The following is a 20,787-nucleotide window of genomic DNA, read 5'->3' as shown; positions in this document are numbered from 1 at the left end:
CTCCATGAAGTCGTGATGGGATGGCCAGCCGTCAGGCCGCAACAGTGAGGTGGGTAACAAGCAGGTCGGTCAATGACCGCTCCCAGGTGGTCGGCACCATGACCAGAAATCTGTCCCGCTCCAGACGTTCAACCAGCACACCGACATGGTGCAAAGACGTCTGTACGAAGGTCCCTGCCGGGAAGGCAGCTTCCGAAAAATCCAGGGCGATCACGCGACCCAGCAAGCCTGCCGCCCCCTCTCCTTCGAGGATCAGGCAGACACGAGCATCGGAAAGATCAAGTGCCACAAGATCTTCCGGCACCGACATGTTAACCGGTGTTTCGGAGCGAAGGAGCACACGGTCCGGCGCAATCCGCCACACTGTCATCCTGGCACTATGAACAGGAGAACGATAGTCTGGCGGCAGCGACAGGCCTTGCGTCTTTAACACCGCGTCGGTGGCATCTGCGAAGGTTTCCCATCCCGCTAATTGTGTGAGGTGGCCAAGCGCGATCTCGGAGACCGACACGGTTCGCCCGTCACTGTTCAGACCACCAAGCGGAAGGTTATGTTTTTTAGCCATTTTGACGATACCCTTCCGGATCGAAGAAGTGAGGAGAGACGACCTTGGCGCGCAGTGTTTGGTTGCCAACAAAATCAACGACCTGAATTGTTTCACCTATGCGTTCCGGTCCCTTGGACAACAAGGCCAGCGCGATGTTCTTTTTCAGAGCCGGTGAATAGGTTGTCGATGACACCCAGCCTTCGCCATGACCTTTCGCAGGGACATTCAATCCGAACAGCAGCGACCCAGCTCTTGCACCGTCGTCGCCGACGATCTCCAAGCCAACCAATGACGGGCGTGTTGCATCTTCCAGCACCACACGTTTGCGCAACACCGATCCGATGAAGGGTTTCTTGCTCGACGCGAAAACTTCGAGACCAAGATCCTTCATGGTCGTACGGCCCTCGATCTCAGCGCCAGCCACGTGGCCCTTTTCAATACGAAGGGCGCCCATCGCCTCGGTACCATAGGGTTTGAGATGATGCGGAACACCCGCTTCGATCAGCGCGCGCCAGACCTTCGGGCCGGATTTGGCCGGGATGTAGATTTCATAGGCCAGCTCGCCGGAATAGCTCATCCGATGGAGACGGCACGGCACACCTGCAATCGTCACATAGGTCAGGTGGTTGTTCGGCAAAGCCTCCTTGCTCAAATCCGCGTCCGTCAGTGCCGTTAGTACTGTTCGCGATTTGGGACCGGCAATGGCAATGGCTGCCCATTGATCCGTCACGGTTGTCACATGCACCTTGAGATCACGCCATGCCGTTTGCAGCAGGAACTCCGCCTGAGCCAGAACCTTGGCGGCGTTGGCTGTTGTGGTCGACATGAAATAGTCGTTCTCGCCCAGACGCGCCGTTGCACCATCATCAAGGACAAAACCGTCTTCCCGCAGCATAACGCCGTAGCGCAAGCGACCGATCGGCAGTGTCTTGAAACCGTTTGCGTAGACGCGGTTGAGAAACTCCGCCGCATCAGGGCCCTGCACGGCAATCTTGCCAAGCGTCGACACGTCGACAATGCCGACATGTTCACGCACATGGGCCGCTTCACGGATATAGGTATCACGCAATGTCTCACCCTTGGCCGGGTAATACCACGGACGAAGCCACGCCCCCGCCTCAATCATCTCGGCACCATTTTGCTGGTGCCAGTCATGAATGGTCGACAGACGCGTCGGGCGGAAATGCAGGCCGTGATCGTGAGCAACGATCGCGCCAATGGCAACCGGCGTATAGGGCGGACGGAAGGTCGTTGTTCCGACCTTGGGAATGTCCATGCCTCTCAGCGCCGCCATTCTTGCCAGTGCATTGAGGTTGGAGGTTTTGCCCTGGTCGGCAGCCATGCCCGATGTAGTGTAACGCTTGAGATGTTCGACCGAGACATAACCTTCCAGATGCGCCTGATCGATGTCGGCAAGTTTCACATCGTGCTGGAAATCGATGAAAGCCTTGCCCGGCGTCGTGCCGTCGGCCTTTGTGATGACGGTGGTCGGCAGCAGATCGCGGCCCCAGAAATCACCGCCATTGGCTACCGTATCGACCTTGCCAGCGTCACCGCCGGCGTCGTACCCCTGCGTGATCGCTTCAGCGGTTGAGACAGCGGCAACAAGCGATCCAACGCTGGTGACGGTTGTTTTCTGCATCGGCAGAAATGCATCAAACTCCGGATGATATTGCGGTTTGCCGAAACGCTGGCTCCACAGATGCAGTGCCGGAGCCCAACCGCCGGATGTCGCGATCAGATCGCATTTGACCGCAATCTCCTTACCAGACGCCCGACCATTGGTGTCGACAGGCACGATGCGGGCACCGCGCACTTGGCCACGGCCTTCGGTCTTCAACAGGCCATACCCAAGCCGAAGCTCTACGCCCGCAGCCTTGGCGCGGCTGGACAATGCATCCGGAATGGTTCGGCGAAGATCACAGAGAATGACCTTGGCACCGGCCTTGGCGAGATCGATTGCGGTGCTGTAGGCGCTGTCGTTGTTGGTCGCGACGACGACGGTCTCACCGACCAGAACAGCGTAACGGTTGAGATATTTACGTACGGCCGATGCCAACATCACACCGGGAACGTCATTGCCGGCAAAAACCATCGGCCGTTCAATGGCACCGGTGGCAAGAATTGACCGTTTGGCACGAACCAGCCAGTAGCGCTGGCGCGGTTTGCCCGCTTCCGGAACCAGCAGATGATCCTGAAACCGTTCGACCAGACCAAAGACATCACTGTCATAGGCACCAAACGCCGTTGTGCGGCTGAGTACCTGAACATTGGGCATGTTCTTGAGTTCGGCCACGGCGTTGCGAAGCCATGTATCGCTTTCACCACCGGCACCTTCGCTCAGCAAAGAGCCACCGAGTTCGTGATCCTGTTCAACCAGCATCACCTTGTCGCCCTTTCGGCCTGCAGCCAAGGCTGCAGCAAGTCCGGCAGGACCTGCCCCCACGATCAGCACATCACAAAAAGCATTGATCTTTTCGTAGTGATCCGGATCGTCAAGTGTTGTTGCCTTGCCCATGCCAGCGGCATTGCGGATGATTTTTTCGCAGGCCATCCAGAAGCCGGTGCCTTTGAACGGACCGATAAATGTCTTGTAGTAGAACCCGGCACCAAAGAAGCGCGACAGGGCACCGTTAACCGAACCGATATCAAACTTCAGGCTGGGCCATGCATTTTGCGGCGTCGAGATTAGACCATCGAACACCTCGACCATCGTTGCCTGTGCGTTGGGTTCCTGACGGGCGCCATCACGCAGATGAACCAATGAATTCGGCTCTTCGACACCTGCAGCCATCAGACCGCGTGGGCGATGATATTTGAAACTGCGTGCGGTGATTTTCTGTCCACCGGCCAACAGGGCAGAAGCCAGACTATCGCCGGGATGAGCGACAAACGGTTTGCCATCAAACTGCACGGTAACTTTGCGGCTGCGGTCAATGCGTCCGCCGGTGGGAAGTCTGCGCGCTGTCATGCCGCCACCTCGCGGGCAAGATAGCTTGCCGAAATCTCATGGGTCAGCGTGTCACGCTCAACCACCACCCATTGGCGGCAACCGGTCACATGGTGCCAATATTCCTTATGTGGACCACGCGGATTATCGCGCATGAACACATAATCGAGCCAGGCTTTGGGATCGCTCTCATTCATGTCAGGCCGGCGGATCGTCGCATCGGAACCATAGGTAAACTCCATTTCGTCCCGCAGCCCGCAGACGGGGCAATGAATTCTCAACATGATGGAACCTCAATGGGCGTTGGGTTGCGGGCCTGCGCCCTTTTCGTCGATCTGGTAGCCGCGTTCGAAACGCTCCAGCGTAAATTCGGCGTTGTCGGTGTGCGGTTCGCCCTTGGCGATTGTCCAGGCAAAGCAGTAGCCGGAGGCCGGCGTTGCCTTGAAGCCGCCGTAGCACCAGCCGCCATTCAACCAGAGACCTTCAACCGGCATCTTGCCAATGATCGGAGAGCCATCCATCGACATGTCCATGACCCCGGCCCAATGACGCAGCAGCCGCAGTCGCGACAGCGACGGCATCAGCGCTTTGGCACTATGCAGCGTATATTCGACAATGGGCAGGCCGCCGCGCTGGGCATAGGAGTTGAAACCGTCGAGATCTCCACCAAGCACCAGTCCACCCTTGTCGGACTGGCTGATGTAGAAATGTGCTGCACCGAAGGAGATGACGCTGTCGACCAGCGGCTTCAGCGGTTCGGTGACGAAGGCCTGAAGAACATGGGTTTCGATTGGCAAACGCAGGCCTGCCTTTTCCGCCAGATGGCCGGTATGACCGGCAACGGCAAGTGCCACCTTCTTGGCGCGGATCGGGCCACGGGTTGTTTCCACACCGACAATGGTACCATTATCCCAGATATATCCGGTAACTTCGCATTGCTGGATCAGGTCCACGCCGTGCTGGTCTGCGCCACGCGCAAATCCCCAGGCAACCGCGTCGTGACGTGCCGTCCCTGCCCGCGACTGGTAAATCGCACCATGAATCGGGAAACGGGCATTGGGCGAATAGTCCAGGTAAGGCAAACGGCGCATTACCTCAGCCCGGTCAAAAAGTTCCGCGTCAATGCCATTGGCCCGCATAATGTTGCCACGGCGGCGGGCAGCATCCATCTGCCCCGGAGAGTGGCAGAGATTGTACTGGCCGCGCTGCGAGATCATGACATTGTAGTTCAGGTCCTGGCTCAGGTTCTCCCAGAGCTGCATCGACCGCTCGTAGAACATCGTATTGCCGGGCATCATGTAGTTTGAGCGAACGATCGTGGTGTTACGACCGGTATTGCCACCGCCAAGCCAGCCCTTTTCCAGCACCGCGACATTACGGATGCCGTGCTCCTTGGCAAGGTAATAGGCTGTTGCCAGGCCATGGCCGCCGCCGCCGACAATGATCACGTCGTAGCTTGGCTTCGGCACCGGATCGCGCCAGGCGCGTGTCCAGTTCCGGTTGCCACTCAGGCCGTGGCGTAAAATAGACAGGGCAGAATAATGACTCATGCGATCTCCTCGCGGTAATCGGTACTTTCGCGCACCACCTTGAGCACTTCGTCATTGCTCAGCAGGCCGCGTTCTATGGCTAGGTCTATGAAAGGGCGACGCTCTATTGCTGATGCCTGAACAAGGCGGGACACCTCGGCGTATCCCAGCTTGGGCACGAACACGGTGGCAAGTGCCGATGACTGCATCAGGTTTTTGAGCGATTGTTCTTCGTCGGCTTCCATGCCGGCGATGCATTTATCCGCGAAGATGCGCGACGATTTGGCCAGAAGCTCGATGGAATCGAACAGGCGCGAGGCGATGACTGGTTCAAAATGGTTGATTTCCAACTGGCCCTGAAGGGAGGCCAGCGACACCGCTGCATCATTGCCTACTACGGCAAACGCAACCTGTTGCATCATCATCGGCAGGACAGGATTGACCTTACCTGGCATGATCGAAGAGCCCGGTTGTACCGAGGGTAGCCTCAGTTCACCAACACCGCTGTTGGGACCGGATGACAGGATGATCAGGTCCGATGCAATCTTGCCGATCACCTCGCCACAGATGCGGATTTCTGACGAAACACGCGCGAAAGCATCGGCATTCTGCATGGCATCGAACATGTCATCGCCGGGGCGCACATCCGCGCCGACGATCACCTTCAAATGCCGGTAAACGGCTGAGCGATATCCCGGCGCTGAACCCAGCCCCGTGCCAATCGCCGTGCCACCCAAAGGCAGAACAAGCATATCCTCGCGCGCTTGCGACAGCTTGCTTTCCAGACGCCTGACAGAGGCGGCATACCCGCCAAAGGCCTGCCCCAGCCGCATGGGTTGAGCCGCCTGCATGCAGGTTCGCCCTATCCGCAAAATATCCGCAAATTCAGTGGCTTTGACTTCGAGACACGCAGCGAGATGACCAAGCGCCGAAATCAACGACGAAGCCTTGTCATAGACCGCCAGTTTGACGGCAGCGGGCAAAACATCATTGGTGGATTGCCCGGTATTGACGTGATCATTGGGGTGAATGCGGCGATAATTACCCGGTTCATCACCCAAGATCTGCAAGGCACGATTGGCGATCACTTCATTGACGTTCATGTTGATCGACGTACCACCAGAGCCTTCCAGCAGATCGACGATGAACTGATCGGAATGCAAACCGCATTCGATTTCTTCGGCCGCCTTATCGATCGCCTGCGCCACATCGCGCGGCAATATGCCAATGTCGCGATTGGCCGCAGCGGCAGCCCGCTTGATCTGCGCAAGTGCCTTCAGCAGCTCCGGCGCATCACCCAATTTGTGAAAGGAGATATCGAAGTTCTCCTGTCCACGCAGCGTCGCGACCCCATACAATGCTCCGCAGGGTAACTCGCGCGCTCCCAGGCTGTCTTTGTCGGTTCTGGTATTTGGCATGGAGGTTCCAAGGTCCGTTCGTGTGATGCCGCAGCATCGCAAACTCCAGGAACCATTTGAACCGAATAAGCGAGACTTAAATTAATTCACTTATTGGCATTAATTCATCTAATAGTACGGGTGAACTCGTTGCAAAACCGCTGTGAAGATTTTTATGTCAGACACACTCAAACGGCGGAGCAACACATGCTGGCAAAGATCGCATTCATCGGCACCGGTGGGACAATTGCGTCCATTGGCACAGACCAGTTTGACCTTCTGGATTATAATGCCAGTCAGCAACGGCTCGATGCGGCAGCGCTGATCGAGCGTATTGGCATTCAGGGGACGATCGCCGATATCAGGCCGGTCAATTTTCGCCAGATCGACAGCACGGCAATCACATCGGACGACTGGGCGGATCTGGCAGAAATTTGCTGCCAGTTGGCTGAAGATAGCAGCCTGCGCGGCATCGTGATCGGCCACGGTACGGCGAGCCTCGAAGAAACCGCATGGGTTCTGTCACTGGTTCTGGACCTGAAAATTCCTGTCATTCTCACCGGATCGATGCGGCCACTGACGGGAATTTCGACCGATGCCCATGCAAATCTGGCTGCGGCAATCCGCGCAGCGATCGCACCAACAACCGGACCCGGCGTATTTGTGGTCATCAATGACGAAATCCACGACCCAAAAACGGTCACGAAAACCCACACATTACGACTAGGTGCTTTCCAATCTCCCTGGGCTGCTCCGATCGGATATGTCGATGGAACCGAAGTCAGGTTTCAGCAGGTAAGCAAACGCAGACATGAACCCTTCGCACGCGATCTGCTGCGTGAGATGCCACGGGTGGATATCAGCTATAGTCATGTCGGTGCTGATGGATGTGCGATACAATCCTTTGTTGCGGCAGGCGCAAAAGGAATTGTTTCATCAGGTTTCGGGCCGGGAATGTCAACGCCTGCAGAAACGGCTGCATTACATGAAGCGGTGAATGCTGGCCTTGTTGTTGTGCAATCGTCCCGTACCGGTGCGGGCTTGGTGGTCGATAGTGCGCACCATCAAAGCCTCGGCATTCTTGCCGGTGGCGATATCAATCCCCAGAAAGCGCGCATCCTTTTGTCACTTTGCCTGGCCGCTGGTTACAGTCACGGTGACATTGCTGAAGTGTTTCACTCGCTCTGATCGCCTTCAATGAGCGGCGGTTTCCAGATCATCTCACCCGCCGTTTCGGCGAGCCAGGGAATGTGGCTAACGATCAGTGGCAAAGTGTGCTTTACCAGCATCTGACGGGCGGCTTCGGCCACCCTTGGCCCCAATGTGTCAAACTCACCGCGTCTGGTCACCAGTGTCAATTCGCGGGAAAATCCGGGGCTTGGCAGTGGCAGCACCGAAAGCGCCGGCATGTGAATGGCGCCCTGAACGACGCAAAGAGGCGTGGTGATGGCCACGCCAACGCCACCGGCCACCATTGCCAACAACGAGTCCGAGGTGTCGAACGACAACACCTGCGGGTGTTCGATGCGCAGTCGTCTGAGATGCCGCTCGACCTGCATGCCCATATGCGAACGTGAACTGTAGCGAATGAGCCGGTGCTCAAACAGCAGATCCCTGAGTGGCTGGTTGCGCAGCGTATCCCCCCAGGCAACCGGCGCAACAAGAACGAATGGCTCCCGGTAAAGCGGGAAGCGCATCATCTCATCCAGCTCTTCCATCGGGTCCGAGGTGATCGCTGCATCGATCTCGTGACGCATCAGGGCGTCGGTGTGCGAGTGTGCAAGGCCTGAAAAGGCTGTCACGCGCAAAGCAATCGCGCCCTCCATCAGATCGCGGATCAGCACCGGACCAACGGATGAGGCAAAGGTGTCCACCATGCCCAATCGCAGGTCCTGCCGTTCAGGCCGCCTTGCCGTTGCCCTCACCTCTTCAATCGCCCGCTCGGCGCGATTGGCAATCTCGCGGATATGAGCCGCCAGTACCCGCCCCGCCTCCGTTGCAATAAGCGGACGCCGGTCGCGATGTACAAGCGTCACCTCGACTTGCGCTTCAGCGCGCTTCATGGCTTGAGAGACTGCTGATTGGGTCATGCCCAACTGCGCGGCGGCAGCACTCATGCTGCCTTGCTCGATCACAGTTGCAGCAATCTCCAGAGCGTGCAAATCCGGTAGGGGCATCTGCTTAGTTTACCTGAATTAATCTTTATCAGTAATATGAATACTACTCGCAAATCACCATTGAAGCAACGGCCGCAATTGGAGAGATTCCACTCACATCAGCTTTCCCAGTCGCAACAACAAAAATGCAGACGACACCGATGCCTGAAAGTGATGCAAACAAACTGTTCAAAAAGGGGAACGAAATGTTCAAACTGAAAGCAATTTTTCTGGCGACAGCCTTCGCTTTCGTTGGTTTTTCCGCATCGGCACAGTCCTGCGGTGATGATACATTGTGCAAGGTCAAAGCCTCAGGTGTCCTGAAGGTCGGCACCAAAGACGACTACGTGCCTTGGTCCTACCGCGCCTCCGATGGCAGCTTCAAAGGCATGGAAGTCGATATCGGCAAAAAAATTGCTGAAACCCTCGGCGTCAAAGCCGAATTCGTCAAAGTAACCTCCGCAAATCGTTTCGAATTTCTGGCGCAGGGCCAGATCGATCTGATGATTGCCTCCGCTTCAGATACCGCTGAACGACGCAAAGTGGTCGCTTTTGTTCACCCGAATTATTATTCGTCCGGTTACACACTTCTGCTTCCAAAAGCAGTCACGGCGACAGAGTGGTCGCAGCTTGCTGACCAGACCGTCTGCGCAGTACAGGGTGCCTGGTACAATAAGCCAGCGCAGGAAGAGCTGAAACTGAAGGTGCTGGCTTTTGCCGGCACGGCCGAAACCGAGGCCGCGATGACGCAGGGACGCTGCATTGGCCTGCTTGAAGACGACAACCAGATCAACGTTCGCCTTTCCAATCAGAAATGGGCAGAGTATCAGAAACCGCTATCGAGCCAGGCAGATACCCCATGGGGCATGGCGGTGCGCCAGCGTGACCAGTTCGCTCCGTTCGGCCTGTCAATTTCCGGCATCATCTCCGAAATGCACCGTGACGGCACGTTGCTCGCACTCGAAAAAGAGCATGGTATCGCAAACTCTGCCTTCCTCATCAAAATGCACGATGCTCTGAAAGATCACGTCAACTGATCCTTGAACCGTAAACAGTCCGGAGCACAAATGCTCCGGACAGCACTGAGGATTGGGCTGTGATTACAGAGATCCAGACATTTTTTCGCGATCTGGCGGCATCGGGGATCAATCTTACGATTTTCTATGACACCTTCGACTTCGACCGTTTCACCACCGGTCTTGGCAATACCTTACTACTGATCCTGGTCAGCGCATTTTTCTCCATCGTCATCGGTGCGGCCTGCGCCGCAATCCTGTCCCTGTCCACGGGGTGGCCGACAAAAATTATCCGGGGTTACGTCGCGTTGTTCCGCAACACGCCACTGATCGTGCAGATGTATTTTTTCTATTTTGCGATCGGCAGCATCATGCCGGTGGGTCGCAGTGAGATAGGTCTGCCGCAACCCTTGATCGGCAGTTTCAGCTGGGCGGTGATTTCACTTTCACTCTATTCTGGCGCATTTAATACCGAGACGTTTCGGGCCGGTGTGGGTGCTGTCCATGGCTCCTATCAGGAGGCAGCTTTTGCACTCGGCTATAACAAACGCCAGGCATTCTTTTCTGTCACCGTGCCGTTGGCGTTGCGTTTTTCCTTTGCGTCTCTCGCCAACAATCTGGTCGATCTGACGAAAGCAACAACAGTCGCCTATGCCGTTGGTGTCGCTGAACTCCTTTACGTTTCCAACCAGATCTGGTCGGATTCCCTCAACACCATCGAAATGATGAATGTGATGCTGGTGATCTACCTGATCCTGACCGGAGCCGTCGTCGTCATCATCAACAGCGTCGAAGCCGCCATGCGCCTGCCTGGCTTTGGACTGGGAGACGGACAATGAACCAGACCAGCATTCTCCCCCAGATTCTTGAATGGATGCCATTCGTTCTTCAAGGTTTTGGGCTCAACATTCTCATGAGCCTGATGGCAATCGCCATTGGCACGGCCATCGGTACGTTTCTGGGCTTTGGACAATTGTCGCCCAGCATGGCGGTTGGGGGACCATCAAAGCTTGCAACACAGCTGTTTCGCAACGCGCCCTGGCTGGTTCTGTTATTCTACTGCATCTTTCTCATTCCCTATCAGGTGAATATTGCAGGCATAACCATACAGTTGCCGAGTTGGCTGCGAGCAACCATCGGTTTTTCCTTTCCGGTGGCAGCCAATTTCTCCGAAATCGTACGCGGCTCGGTCAACTCGGTGCCACGTGGACAGTGGGAAGCCGCCGAGGCACTTGGTTACAGCCGTCGCGCAACACTGTTCAGGATCATCCTGCCCCAGTGCATCACACGCATGGTTCCTCCGTGGATGAACCTCTACGCGCTTCTGCTGACAGCCACACCCCTGTCGATGATTGTTGGTGTTGAGGAAGCTCTTGGTCGTACCCAGGCAGCTGTGCAAGCCCAGAGCGACTCCCGGGTTTTGATCCCGATGTATCTCGCTCTTCTCACGATGTTCTTTGTCTACACATGGCCGATCAATCGACTGTCGTTGATGCTCGAACGCCGCTTCCGCACAAAATGAGGTGCTGACATGACTATTAATTCAAATGCGAAGCCATTGATTTCTCTTCGTGGCGTCCGCAAGTCCTTCGGCACGTTTGAGGTACTTCGTGGCATCGACATGGATATTCGCAAAGGCGAAGTTGTGGCGATCATCGGCCCTTCCGGTTCCGGAAAGTCGACGATCCTGCGTACCATCAACGGGCTGACACCGATCAATGAAGGCACCATCCAGGTTGGCGACATCAATGTGAGTGACCCGAAACTCGATCAGGTCAAGTTGCGTCATCGCGTTGGCATGGTGTTCCAACAATACAATCTGTTTCCGCATAAAACCGTTCTGGAAAATGTTGCCATGGCACCAATCCAGGTGCTGAAGCAGCCGCGCAAGCAGGTGGAAGAACGGGCCCGCACGCTCTTGTCCGAAATGCGCCTGCCCGACAAGGCGGCGGCCTACCCCGGCGAACTTTCCGGAGGCCAGCAGCAACGTGTGGCAATCGCCCGGGCGCTTTGTATGGAGCCAGAGGTCATCCTGTTCGATGAAGTGACGGCGGCGCTTGATCCGGAAATGGTCAAGGAAGTGCTCTCGGCCGTGCGTAAAGTGGCCGAAGACGGCATGACATGTATCCTCGTTACCCATGAAATGGGCTTTGCCCGCGAGGCTGCAGACCATGTCTATTTCACCGACAAGGGCGTGATTGTCGAACATGCACCGCCGGCAGATTTTTTCACTAAGGCCAGCGATCCACGTACCAAAGAATTCCTGTCCAAGGTGCTGTAATGTCGAGGATCATTGATGGGAAACTGTTCGCGCAGCGGCTGCGTGAATTTATAGGCCAGCAGGTTGCGATTATCAAAACCGAGCACGGTGTTGTGCCGGGTTTGGCAACCATATTGGTGGGACAGGATGCAGCCTCCGAGGTCTACGTGCGCAACAAGGCGCGCCAAACGATTGAAGCCGGCATGGCATCGTTCAAGCACACACTTGATGCCGCCATATCGGAAGCAGAGCTGCTGGATCTGATTGCGGATCTGAACGCAAATGAAGACGTCCATGGCATTCTCGTTCAATTGCCACTGCCCGCGCATATCACTGCCGAGCGCGTGATCAACGCGATTGATCCGCGCAAGGATGTCGATGGTTTCCATGTGTCCAATGTTGGCTTGCTGGGAACCGGCCAGCCGGCCATGCTGCCCTGCACTCCCTTGGGCAGCATGATGCTGCTGCGCGAGCAGTTCGGTTCGTTGACAGGAAGAAACGCACTGGTGGTTGGTCGCTCGAACATTGTTGGAAAACCGATGGCGCAACTGCTTCTGGCCGATGATTGCACAGTCACCATTGCCCATCGCTACAGTGAAAATCTGGAGGAGCATTGCCGACGCGCCGATATTCTGGTGATGGCTGTCGGCAAACCAGAGATGATCCCGGGTACCTGGATCAAACCCGGCGCGACTGTGATCGATGTTGGCATCAACCGCATTGAACGCAATGGCAAACCAACCCTTGTTGGTGATGTTGATTTTACGTCCGCATCGGAAGTTGCGGGCGCCATCACCCCGGTCCCGGGCGGCGTTGGTCCAATGACGATCGCCTGCCTGCTGTTAAACACACTGACGGCATTCTGCCGCTCTAAGGGTTTGCCTGAACCTGCCAATTCTGGCCTTGAATTGGTCAATGGCATCGGCGTAATTCATGAGCTCAAAAAAGCCAGCCGATTTGAGCGTCTCGGATTACGTTTTGAAGTAAGTGAAAACGCGATTGCTTCAACGATAGGCCAGCTCGTAAGGTAAAGTTCTGTTACCGCAATGTTCGGTTCCGAACCAGGCAGCATAAATACGGCTTTTACCGTATATCCCATGCTGCCCGGTCTTGTTGCACGCCCTATTCAGGCAGCCATTTTTTCCAGTTCGGCAAGAGCATCGCCGGGCAGCTCGATGCTCTCTACCGCAAGATTTTCCCTCAGATGAACTCGCGTGGATGTGCCGGGGATCAACAGAATGTTCGGGGAGCGATGGAGAAGCCAGGCGAGAGCCACTTGCAGTGGTGTCGCGCCAAGCCGAGACGCAACATCCGACAAGGCTGCAGATTGCAGTGGCGAAAAGCCACCGAGCGGGAAGAACGGCACATAGGCAATTCCTTCTGCGCCAAGCTTTTCAATCAACGCATCGTCGCCACGGTGGGCAAGATTGTACTGGTTCTGTACGCAGACAATATCAGTGATCTTTTTTCCGTCGTCGATCTGCTTTGCGGTGACATTGGACAAGCCAATATTTCGGATCAACCCCTGTCGTTTCAGATCTGCCAGCACTTCGAGCGGTTCATCAAGAGAGCCTTCCGCAGGGCCATGGACATCGAACATGGCGCGCAGATTAACCACATCCAGAACGTCCAGACCGAGATTGCGAAGGTTGTCATGCACCGCCTGCGTAAGATCTTCCCGCGAAAAGGCCGGGTTCCATGAAGCGTCCGCGCCGCGCGTTGCACCGATCTTCGTGACGATCACAAGGTCATCGCCATAGGGATGTAGCGCTTCACGAATGATCTGGTTGGTGATGTGCGGTCCGTAAAAGTCGCTAGTGTCAATATGGTTGACACCGCTTTCGATCGCCTCACGCAAAACGGCAATGGCTTCCGCATGATCGCGCGGCGGACCGAACACACCCTTGCCCGCAAGCTGCATTGCCCCGTAACCGAGCCGGTTTACTGAGCGCCCACCGAGGATAAAGGTACCGGATTTTCCAATTGAAGTCATGGCTTTGTCTCCTGTCTCGAGTTCCAAAGTAAGCGCCTGACATAGAGGTCACAATCCGCTAGAATCCGGACATGCTGTCCGCTTTCCCGGACAATCTGCAGTCAGAAACAGGAGAGCCGGATGCGAGAAATGGCCGATGTCGAGGCTTTCCTACTGGTCGCACGTGCGAAAGGCTTTCGTGAGGCATCGCGTGTCAGCGGAACGAGTTCATCCTCCCTAAGCGATGCCGTCAAGCGGCTTGAAGCTGATCTCGGAGTGCGGTTGCTCAACCGCACGACACGCAGCGTGTTGCCAACTGAGGCTGGGCGCACGCTGATGGAACGTTTGGGGCCTGCCTTTTCCGAAATCACATCTGCACTTGACCAGGCAACCAGCCACGGAGACCGCCCGGCTGGTTCGTTGAAGCTTAATGTCCCCGCCAGTGCTGCCAGGCTCGTTCTACCGCGCGTTGTGCCGGCTTTTCTGGCCACCTATCCGGACATCAGGCTGGAGATCGTCACGGAGGAGAGCTTCGTTGACATCATTGAAGGCGGTTATGACGCCGGAATCCGCTTCGATGAGCGGCTGGAACAGGACATGATTGCCGTGCCCATCGGCCCGCGTGTGCAGCGTTATGCCCTCGCAGCATCCCCCTCCTATCTTGCAGCACGCGGCACACCCCAAACCCCGCACGAACTTCTGTCGCATGATTGCATCCGGGGGCGCTTTTCGGGCCGCGCCATACCCGCCTGGGAATTTGAGCGCGATGGAAAGGAGTTGATAATCGAGCCCAGTGGCAATCTGATCGTGCAGTCCGGTGGCGCCACCGATCTTGGCATTGAAGCGGCGAAAGCTGGCCTCGGCATCATGTATCTGTTTGAGGACTGGCTGAGACCACACTTCGCGGACAAGACGCTTTTACCAATCATGGAAGACTGGTGGCTGAGCTTTTCTGGCCCGTTTCTCTACTATCCGGGCCGCCGTCTTGTTCCATCTCCACTGCGTGCCTTTATTGATTTCATCAAGGCAATGCCGCGATGACATCTCGCAGAACGGAATTGTTTCTTCAGCGCGGTTTGTTGGCGTACCGCGCCAGATAAACGAACTGTGTGATGAGCCCAACGACAAATGTTGCGGCCACAGTTCCAAGTGCGACTTTCAAAATGATCGAATCCGGATCAGCCGCAATCGGGTGTCCGTCTGGTACTCGACGCAGGGTCTCGGAGACTGAAGGCACCATGAGCAGAAATACCGAAAGGCTCAACAGGAATGTCTCCAGATACTTTTGCAAACGCCCCAGAATAGTCAGCCGATGCACGGTGTAACCGCCGATCAGACACAGCAGGGTAACGACCGCAATGACCGGACTGACGGGCGCCTTCGCCACGAGGAAAATCGTAAGGCTGCCGATCAGCATACAGATGAAATAAATGCGTCCGGCAAGACTGTCTGGCTTGATGCGCCCAAAGCGAAAAATCATGTAAGCCGCAGCGGGTATCGCTGGAAGGCTGCCCAGAGTGTGGAGCCAGCCAAGTGTTGTTATTCCAAACATCTCAGGTCCTTTCAATCTGAATTCACGCCCATTTGCCGAGGTAGCTTCCCGGATTTAAAATTTAACGTCCTACTAGTTGGTAGGTTGATTTGATGAAATTTGCCGCCCAGTTTCTTAGGGCAACACCCTTTTGGGGTCACTGTTTCGGTTTCAATGCGTCAAACGTCGCCGACATGATCAATGAGAATTTCTTCGCGTCGCCATAGGCGCGCGCGGACAGCATAGCGCCGTGGACAGTGGCCATAAATAGCTCCGCCTCCACCTCAGGTGTCCGCGAAATATCGATTATACCCTGTTGCGACGCGCGATCGAATGCCCGAGCCATCCACCCTGACAGGACTCGAAAATATGCTTTGACCTCAACGGCAACTTCGGGCGGCAGCAGCGGCAGTTCACCTGCCAACAGGGCACAAACGCAAAATGGCCGGCTGCCATCACTGATGCATGTCGCCCAGTGGTCGCTATAGGTGCGCAGTTGCTCGATAGGGTTGGTCACGTTGCGCTCGATATGTGCGATGCCGGTTTCGGCATCCCGTCGGTATCGATTTACGAGTGTGTGAACCAGATCGACTTTGCTGGGAAAATGATGGTGGATACTCGCTTTGCGAATACCGACGATGTCGGAAATATCCGCATAGCTGAAACCATTGTAGCCTCCTGACACGATGAGGCTTTGTGCGCAGTCGAGGATGTGATCGTATGTGGAAACAACATTGGTCATGAGCAACACCTGCCTTCTAGTAGGCAGATTGTCAATTCGTCGAAACACTGTGTTTGTTGCGAAAACTCACAGGCACGTGAAGATAAAGCAAATTTATCCTTGTGAGCGTTGCCTCTAATGCAGCGGCTGAGGTCGAGTCATTCGGCCGCTTCGGACACAGGACGGAAAGGATAACGGATGTCTGCAACACACCACGCCCCATCGATCGAGGCGAACGGACGAGCCTATCGTTGGCCAGTGAGGCCAACTGTCGTGGTCTGCTTTGATGGTTGCGACCCGGTCTTATTGCTGCCTTCCCCGACTGTTGCTTCTAAGTGCTCATGTTGAGCGAGCGTGGCCTTGATTTTCTTGCGGGACGTCTACCATTGGTTATTGAGCGTTTTGTCGCCGGCGGTTTTTCCAGGCTTTGACTTTCGCATTGGGCAGCTTTGGTGTGCCTTGGTCGTTGTGCTTTGAGCAGGGTTATTTTCGCGGGCGCGTAGGTGCCGGCAATGGTCTGCGGTTTCTTTTAGTTTTGAGATTTTGATTTTTTGGGGGATGTTTTGGTGATTTGGTTGCGGGGCAGGATTTGGGATTTTTCTGTCCCGTTGCGTCGGCTGTGCCTCCTTGCGGGCCCCTGAGGAGGCGTTAACTCCTCGACGCGTTACCAACAAAAAAGCCCGCTTGCTGCGGGCTTGTTTTATTGGTTGCGGGGGCAGGATTTGAACCTGCGGCCTTCAGGTTATGAGCCTGACGAGCTACCGGGCTGCTCCACCCCGCGTTACCAGGTTTTTGCCAAAGGCAAAATACCGACTGCGCAAGTTCGCAGAACTTGTCGCGACAGAGCAAACACGATGTGTTTGCATCCCCTAGGCAAACTGTAAAACAGTTTGTCCGTATTTCCAGGTTTTTGCCAAAGGCAAAATACCCCTAGGCAAACTGCATGGCAGTTTGTCCGAACCAGCGCAAGTTCGCAGAACTTGTCGCGACTACGTCGATCGCTCTAGCGATTGACGGATCTGTGCCGAGCAAATTGGGTTGCAATTTGTCTCGCGTTTCCTGAACTTGCCAGTTTTCCCGATCTATCAGCCCTCAAAGAGTTAGCTTTTCGGAATGGCAGGACGGCATTAGTCCAAGAATTGGCCTTAAACGCAAAAAGCCGCTTTGATAGCGGCCTCGTGTTGGGCATCGAGGCCCTTTTTGTGATGAGAAGATGTTTTGTAAGCTTTGAGTTGCGTTTAGCAGACCTGGCAGCGACCTACTCTCCCGCGTCTTAAGACGAAGTACCATTGGCGCTGGGGCGTTTCACGGCCGTGTTCGGAATGGGAACGGGTGCAGCCGCCCCGCAATAACCACCAGGTCGGCAAAACGCAACAACTTACGTTGTTTTCGAGAAGCTGGAGAGCTTGAAGCTCACTTTAATTTAACACGTCTTGATGGACATGAACAATGAGAACGAAGAAGTCGATCGAGCTATTAGTAACGGTAAGCTTCATACATTACTGTACTTCCACACCCGTCCTATCAACGTGGTCGTCTTCCACGGCTCTGATAGGGAATACTCGTTTTCAGGTTGGTTTCCCGCTTAGATGCCTTCAGCGGTTATCCATTCCGTATATAGCTACTCTGCTATGCCCTTGGCAGGACAACAGATCCACCAGAGATACGTCCATCCCGGTCCTCTCGTACTAGGGACAGATCCTGTCAATATTCCTACACCCACGGCAGATAGGGACCGAACTGTCTCACGACGTTCTGAACCCAACTCACGTACCGCTTTAAATGGCGAACAGCCATACCCTTGGGACCTGCTCCAGCCCCAGGATGCGATGAGTCGACATCGAGGTGCCAAACAACCCCGTCGATATGGACTCTTGGGGGTCATCAGCCTGTTATCCCCGGCGTACCTTTTATCCGTTGAGCGATGGCCCTTCCACACGGGACCACCGGATCACTATGACCGACTTTCGTCTCTGCTCGACTTGTCAGTCTCGCAGTCAGGCTAGCTTATGCCATTGCACTCGACGACCGATTTCCGACCGGTCTGAGCTAACCATCGCGCGCCTCCGTTACTCTTTCGGAGGCGACCGCCCCAGTCAAACTACCCACCATACACTGTCCCGGATCCGGATAACGGACCGCGGTTAGACATCCACGAAGATAAGGGTGGTATTTCAAGGATGGCTCCACAAGAACTGGCGTCCCTGCTTCAAAGCCTACCACCTATCCTACACATGCCTTGGCGAATGCCAGTGTAAAGCTATAGTAAAGGTGCACGGGGTCTTTCCGTCTGACCGCAGGAACCCCGCATCTTCACGGGGAATTCAATTTCACTGAGTCTATGTTGGAGACAGCGGGGAAGTCGTTACGCCATTCGTGCAGGTCGGAACTTACCCGACAAGGAATTTCGCTACCTTAGGACCGTTATAGTTACGGCCGCCGTTTACTGGGGCTTCAGTTCAGAGCTTGCACCCCTCCCTTTAACCTTCCAGCACCGGGCAGGCGTCAGACCCTATACGTCGTATTGCTACTTCGCAGAGCCCTGTGTTTTTGATAAACAGTCGCTACCCCCTGGTCTGTGCCACCCCACTATACTTGCGTACAATGGGGTCACGCTTCTTCCGAAGTTACGCGTGCAATTTGCCGAGTTCCTTCAACATAGTTCTCTCAAGCGCCTTGGTATACTCTACCTGACCACCTGTGTCGGTTTCGGGTACGGTCTATACGGTGGAGCTATTTCCTGGAACCTCTTCGCTGCACAACCAATCCAATAAGGGTGTACAACACACGAGATCCGTCACTACCACCAGGCCCACGAATATTAACGTGGTTCCCATCGACTACGCGTGTCCGCCTCGTCTTAGGGGCCGGCTAACCCTGCTCAGATTAACTTTAAGCAGGAACCCTTGGTCTTTCGGCGAGGGAGTCTCTCACTCCCTTTATCGTTACTCATGTCAACATTCGCACTTCCGATATCTCCAGCAGCCCTCACGGGTCCGCCTTCACAGACTTACGGAACGCTCCGCTACCACACGATCATAAGATCGTATCCTCAGCTTCGGTGCATGGCTTTAGCCCCGTTACATTTTCGGCGCAAAGACCCTTATTTAGACCAGTGAGCTGTTACGCTTTCTTTAAATGATGGCTGCTTCTAAGCCAACATCCTGGTTGTTTTGGGATCCTCACATCCTTTCCCACTTAGCCATGACTTGGGGACCTTAGCTGGAGGTCAGGGTTGTTGCCCTCTTCACGACGGACGTTAGCACCCGCCGTGTGTCTGCCGACTAGTACTCCTCGGTATTCGGAGTTTGGTTAGGATCAGTAAGACGGTGAGTCCCCATAGCCCATCCAGTGCTCTACCCCCGAGGGTATTCGGTCGACGCTCTACCTAAATAGATTTCGCGGAGAACCAGCTATTTCCGAGTTTGATTGGCCTTTCACCCCTAGCCACAAGTCATCCCAATCTATTGCAACAGATATGGGTTCGGCCCTCCAGTTGGTGTTACCCAACCTTCAGCCTGCTCATGGCTAGATCACTCGGTTTCGGGTCTAATGCAACTAACTAAATCGCCCTATTCAGACTCGCTTTCGCTGCGCCTACACCTACCGGCTTAAGCTTGCTAGTTACACTAAGTCGTTGACCCATTATACAAAAGGTACGCCGTCACCCTTGCGGGCTCCGACTGTTTGTAGGCATCCGGTTTCAGGTTCTATTTCACTCCCCTCGTCGGGGTGCTTTTCACCTTTCCCTCACGGTACTTGTTCGCTATCGGTCATGCACGAGTACTTAGGCTTGGAGAGTGGTCTCCCCATGTTCAGACAGGATTTCACGTGCCCCGCCTTACTCAAGGACAATGATTGTTCTACGTGTACGGGGCTATCACCCGCTACGGCCGAACTTTCCAGATCGTTCCACTTTATTCATCATTGCCACTGGCCTGGTCCGCGTTCGCTCGCCACTACTTACGGAGTCTCGGTTGATGTCCTTTCCTGCAGGTACTTAGATGTTTCAGTTCCCTGCGTTCGCTTCTTACCCCTATGTATTCGAAGGTAAGATACCTTATATCAATACTTGGAAACCCAAACCGTTCAGAAGAACAGCTTGGATTCTCCAAGTATTTAAGGTGGGTTGCCCCATTCGGAGATCCATGGATCAAAGCTTATTCGCAGCTCCCCACGGCTTATCGCAGCGTATCACGTCCTTCTTCGCCTGTGCATGCCAAGGCATCCACCAAATGCCCTTAAAACACTTGTTCGTTCTCATTGTCTATGCCCATCCATATTTGCAAATTTGGAATTCCTATCCTTCTCGCTTGCGCTCAAAGGGGTTCCAAATCGGCCTCACACAACCCTAAGGTATGCGTAAAACCAGCAAAAACCTGATTACCTTTTACAATCAGATCATTTCATGATGCCATCGACGTGTTCGATACAATCCTCATATGAAGGCACGCCGGTGCACTTCGAGGTCGTATCATTAAGACCAGCTTCTCGAGATATCATCCGGTGATGCGCGGTCAGGCAACACCAATCCAGCATTTCCATCAGATGAACCAAAGTTCAAACAACAAAAATGCCTAGGACAAGCTTTCCTTCCTACCTCCAATCCCTCCACCACGCCCGGCCGACTAAGCCATCAAATGGGTTCACAAGGACTGGGCTCGGACGTCTCAAACCCAATGGGCTCAAAACACCTGGAAGCTTCCAG

The 20,787-nt window shown here is 55.0% G+C and carries 16 protein-coding genes, 1 tRNA gene and 2 rRNA genes; 7 read left to right on the top strand and 12 right to left on the bottom strand.

Annotation, left to right across the window (positions count from 1 at the left end):
• Positions 1–31: 31 nt before the first annotated feature.
• Genes PYL13_RS24520 through PYL13_RS24500 form a run of 5 tightly spaced genes read right to left on the bottom strand, consistent with a single transcriptional unit; the run spans position 32 to position 6,444 of the window.
• Positions 32–565: a sarcosine oxidase subunit gamma gene (locus PYL13_RS24520; protein ID WP_250984065.1), complete on the bottom strand. Its 534-nt coding sequence runs from the start codon at positions 563–565 to the stop codon at positions 32–34.
• Positions 558–3,518 carry a sarcosine oxidase subunit alpha family protein gene (locus PYL13_RS24515; protein ID WP_275642590.1) on the bottom strand — a complete coding sequence of 987 codons (2,961 nt, stop codon included), beginning with the start codon at positions 3,516–3,518 and terminating at the stop codon, positions 558–560. Before PYL13_RS24515 ends, PYL13_RS24520 begins: the two co-directional genes overlap by 8 nt.
• Positions 3,515–3,781, bottom strand: a complete 267-nt coding sequence (locus PYL13_RS24510) for a sarcosine oxidase subunit delta (protein ID WP_275642589.1) — start codon at positions 3,779–3,781, stop codon at positions 3,515–3,517. Before PYL13_RS24510 ends, PYL13_RS24515 begins: the two co-directional genes overlap by 4 nt.
• 9 nt (positions 3,782–3,790) lie before the next feature.
• Positions 3,791–5,047, bottom strand: a complete 1,257-nt coding sequence (locus PYL13_RS24505; RefSeq protein ID WP_275642588.1) for a sarcosine oxidase subunit beta family protein — start codon at positions 5,045–5,047, stop codon at positions 3,791–3,793.
• Positions 5,044–6,444 (bottom strand): aspartate ammonia-lyase, encoded by a 1,401-nt coding sequence (locus PYL13_RS24500; protein WP_275642587.1) that lies wholly within the window; start codon positions 6,442–6,444, stop codon positions 5,044–5,046. Before PYL13_RS24500 ends, PYL13_RS24505 begins: the two co-directional genes overlap by 4 nt.
• A gap of 186 nt (positions 6,445–6,630) precedes the next feature.
• On the opposite strand from PYL13_RS24500, the gene PYL13_RS24495 reads away from it, so the two are divergent.
• Positions 6,631–7,611 carry an asparaginase gene (locus PYL13_RS24495; protein ID WP_250984070.1) on the top strand — a complete coding sequence of 327 codons (981 nt, stop codon included), beginning with the start codon at positions 6,631–6,633 and terminating at the stop codon, positions 7,609–7,611.
• Here PYL13_RS24495 and PYL13_RS24490 read toward each other — a convergent pair.
• The gene (locus tag PYL13_RS24490) at positions 7,599–8,600 is read right to left on the bottom strand and encodes a LysR family transcriptional regulator (protein WP_275642586.1); all 1,002 of its coding nucleotides are present in this window, start codon (positions 8,598–8,600) and stop codon (positions 7,599–7,601) included. The two genes, PYL13_RS24495 and PYL13_RS24490, sit on opposite strands and share 13 nt — an antisense overlap.
• Before the next feature lie 185 nt (positions 8,601–8,785).
• Between PYL13_RS24490 and PYL13_RS24485 the strand changes: the two genes are divergently transcribed.
• From PYL13_RS24485 to folD, 5 genes are read left to right on the top strand one after another with little or no spacing between them, the layout of a single operon-like run.
• A complete protein-coding gene (locus tag PYL13_RS24485; RefSeq protein WP_275642585.1) occupies positions 8,786–9,616 on the top strand; it encodes a transporter substrate-binding domain-containing protein in 831 nt (276 codons plus the stop codon).
• A gap of 59 nt (positions 9,617–9,675) precedes the next feature.
• Positions 9,676–10,434: an amino acid ABC transporter permease gene (locus PYL13_RS24480; protein WP_275642584.1), complete on the top strand. Its 759-nt coding sequence runs from the start codon at positions 9,676–9,678 to the stop codon at positions 10,432–10,434.
• Positions 10,431–11,117 (top strand): amino acid ABC transporter permease, encoded by a 687-nt coding sequence (locus tag PYL13_RS24475; RefSeq protein WP_192490911.1) that lies wholly within the window; start codon positions 10,431–10,433, stop codon positions 11,115–11,117. Before PYL13_RS24480 ends, PYL13_RS24475 begins: the two co-directional genes overlap by 4 nt.
• Positions 11,118–11,126: 9 nt before the next feature.
• Positions 11,127–11,876: an amino acid ABC transporter ATP-binding protein gene (locus PYL13_RS24470; RefSeq protein WP_275642583.1), complete on the top strand. Its 750-nt coding sequence runs from the start codon at positions 11,127–11,129 to the stop codon at positions 11,874–11,876.
• Entirely contained in the window at positions 11,876–12,886 is a 1,011-nt protein-coding gene (folD, locus tag PYL13_RS24465; protein WP_275642582.1) for a bifunctional methylenetetrahydrofolate dehydrogenase/methenyltetrahydrofolate cyclohydrolase FolD, read from the top strand. The genes PYL13_RS24470 and folD overlap by 1 nt, the downstream gene beginning before the upstream one ends.
• Positions 12,887–12,981: 95 nt before the next feature.
• Here the strand turns inward: folD and PYL13_RS24460 are convergent, their stop codons facing one another.
• Complete coding sequence (locus PYL13_RS24460; RefSeq protein WP_275642581.1) at positions 12,982–13,848, bottom strand: aldo/keto reductase family oxidoreductase; 867 nt, start codon at positions 13,846–13,848, stop codon at positions 12,982–12,984.
• Positions 13,849–13,977: 129 nt separating this feature from the next.
• Between PYL13_RS24460 and PYL13_RS24455 the strand changes: the two genes are divergently transcribed.
• A complete protein-coding gene (locus tag PYL13_RS24455) occupies positions 13,978–14,868 on the top strand; it encodes a LysR substrate-binding domain-containing protein (protein WP_441296703.1) in 891 nt (296 codons plus the stop codon).
• A gap of 25 nt (positions 14,869–14,893) precedes the next feature.
• Here the strand turns inward: PYL13_RS24455 and PYL13_RS24450 are convergent, their stop codons facing one another.
• The 5 genes from PYL13_RS24450 to PYL13_RS24430 all read right to left on the bottom strand — a co-directional run bounded on the left by PYL13_RS24450 (position 14,894) and on the right by PYL13_RS24430 (position 20,335).
• Entirely contained in the window at positions 14,894–15,379 is a 486-nt protein-coding gene (locus tag PYL13_RS24450) for a hypothetical protein (RefSeq protein WP_275642579.1), read from the bottom strand.
• Between the two features lie 136 nt (positions 15,380–15,515).
• Positions 15,516–16,100: a TetR/AcrR family transcriptional regulator gene (locus tag PYL13_RS24445; protein WP_275642578.1), complete on the bottom strand. Its 585-nt coding sequence runs from the start codon at positions 16,098–16,100 to the stop codon at positions 15,516–15,518.
• A gap of 683 nt (positions 16,101–16,783) precedes the next feature.
• A tRNA-Met gene (locus PYL13_RS24440) sits at positions 16,784–16,860 on the bottom strand.
• A gap of 464 nt (positions 16,861–17,324) precedes the next feature.
• A 5S ribosomal RNA gene (gene rrf / locus PYL13_RS24435) occupies positions 17,325–17,439 on the bottom strand.
• A gap of 95 nt (positions 17,440–17,534) precedes the next feature.
• Positions 17,535–20,335 (bottom strand): 23S ribosomal RNA (locus tag PYL13_RS24430).
• Between the last annotated feature and the right edge of the window lie 452 nt (positions 20,336–20,787).

This window comes from Agrobacterium sp. Azo12 (assembly GCF_029193765.2).
Lineage (GTDB): Bacteria > Pseudomonadota > Alphaproteobacteria > Rhizobiales > Rhizobiaceae > Agrobacterium.
The sequence above is the reverse complement of the archived record's forward strand: the minus strand, read 5'-3'. Positions and strand labels throughout refer to the sequence as shown.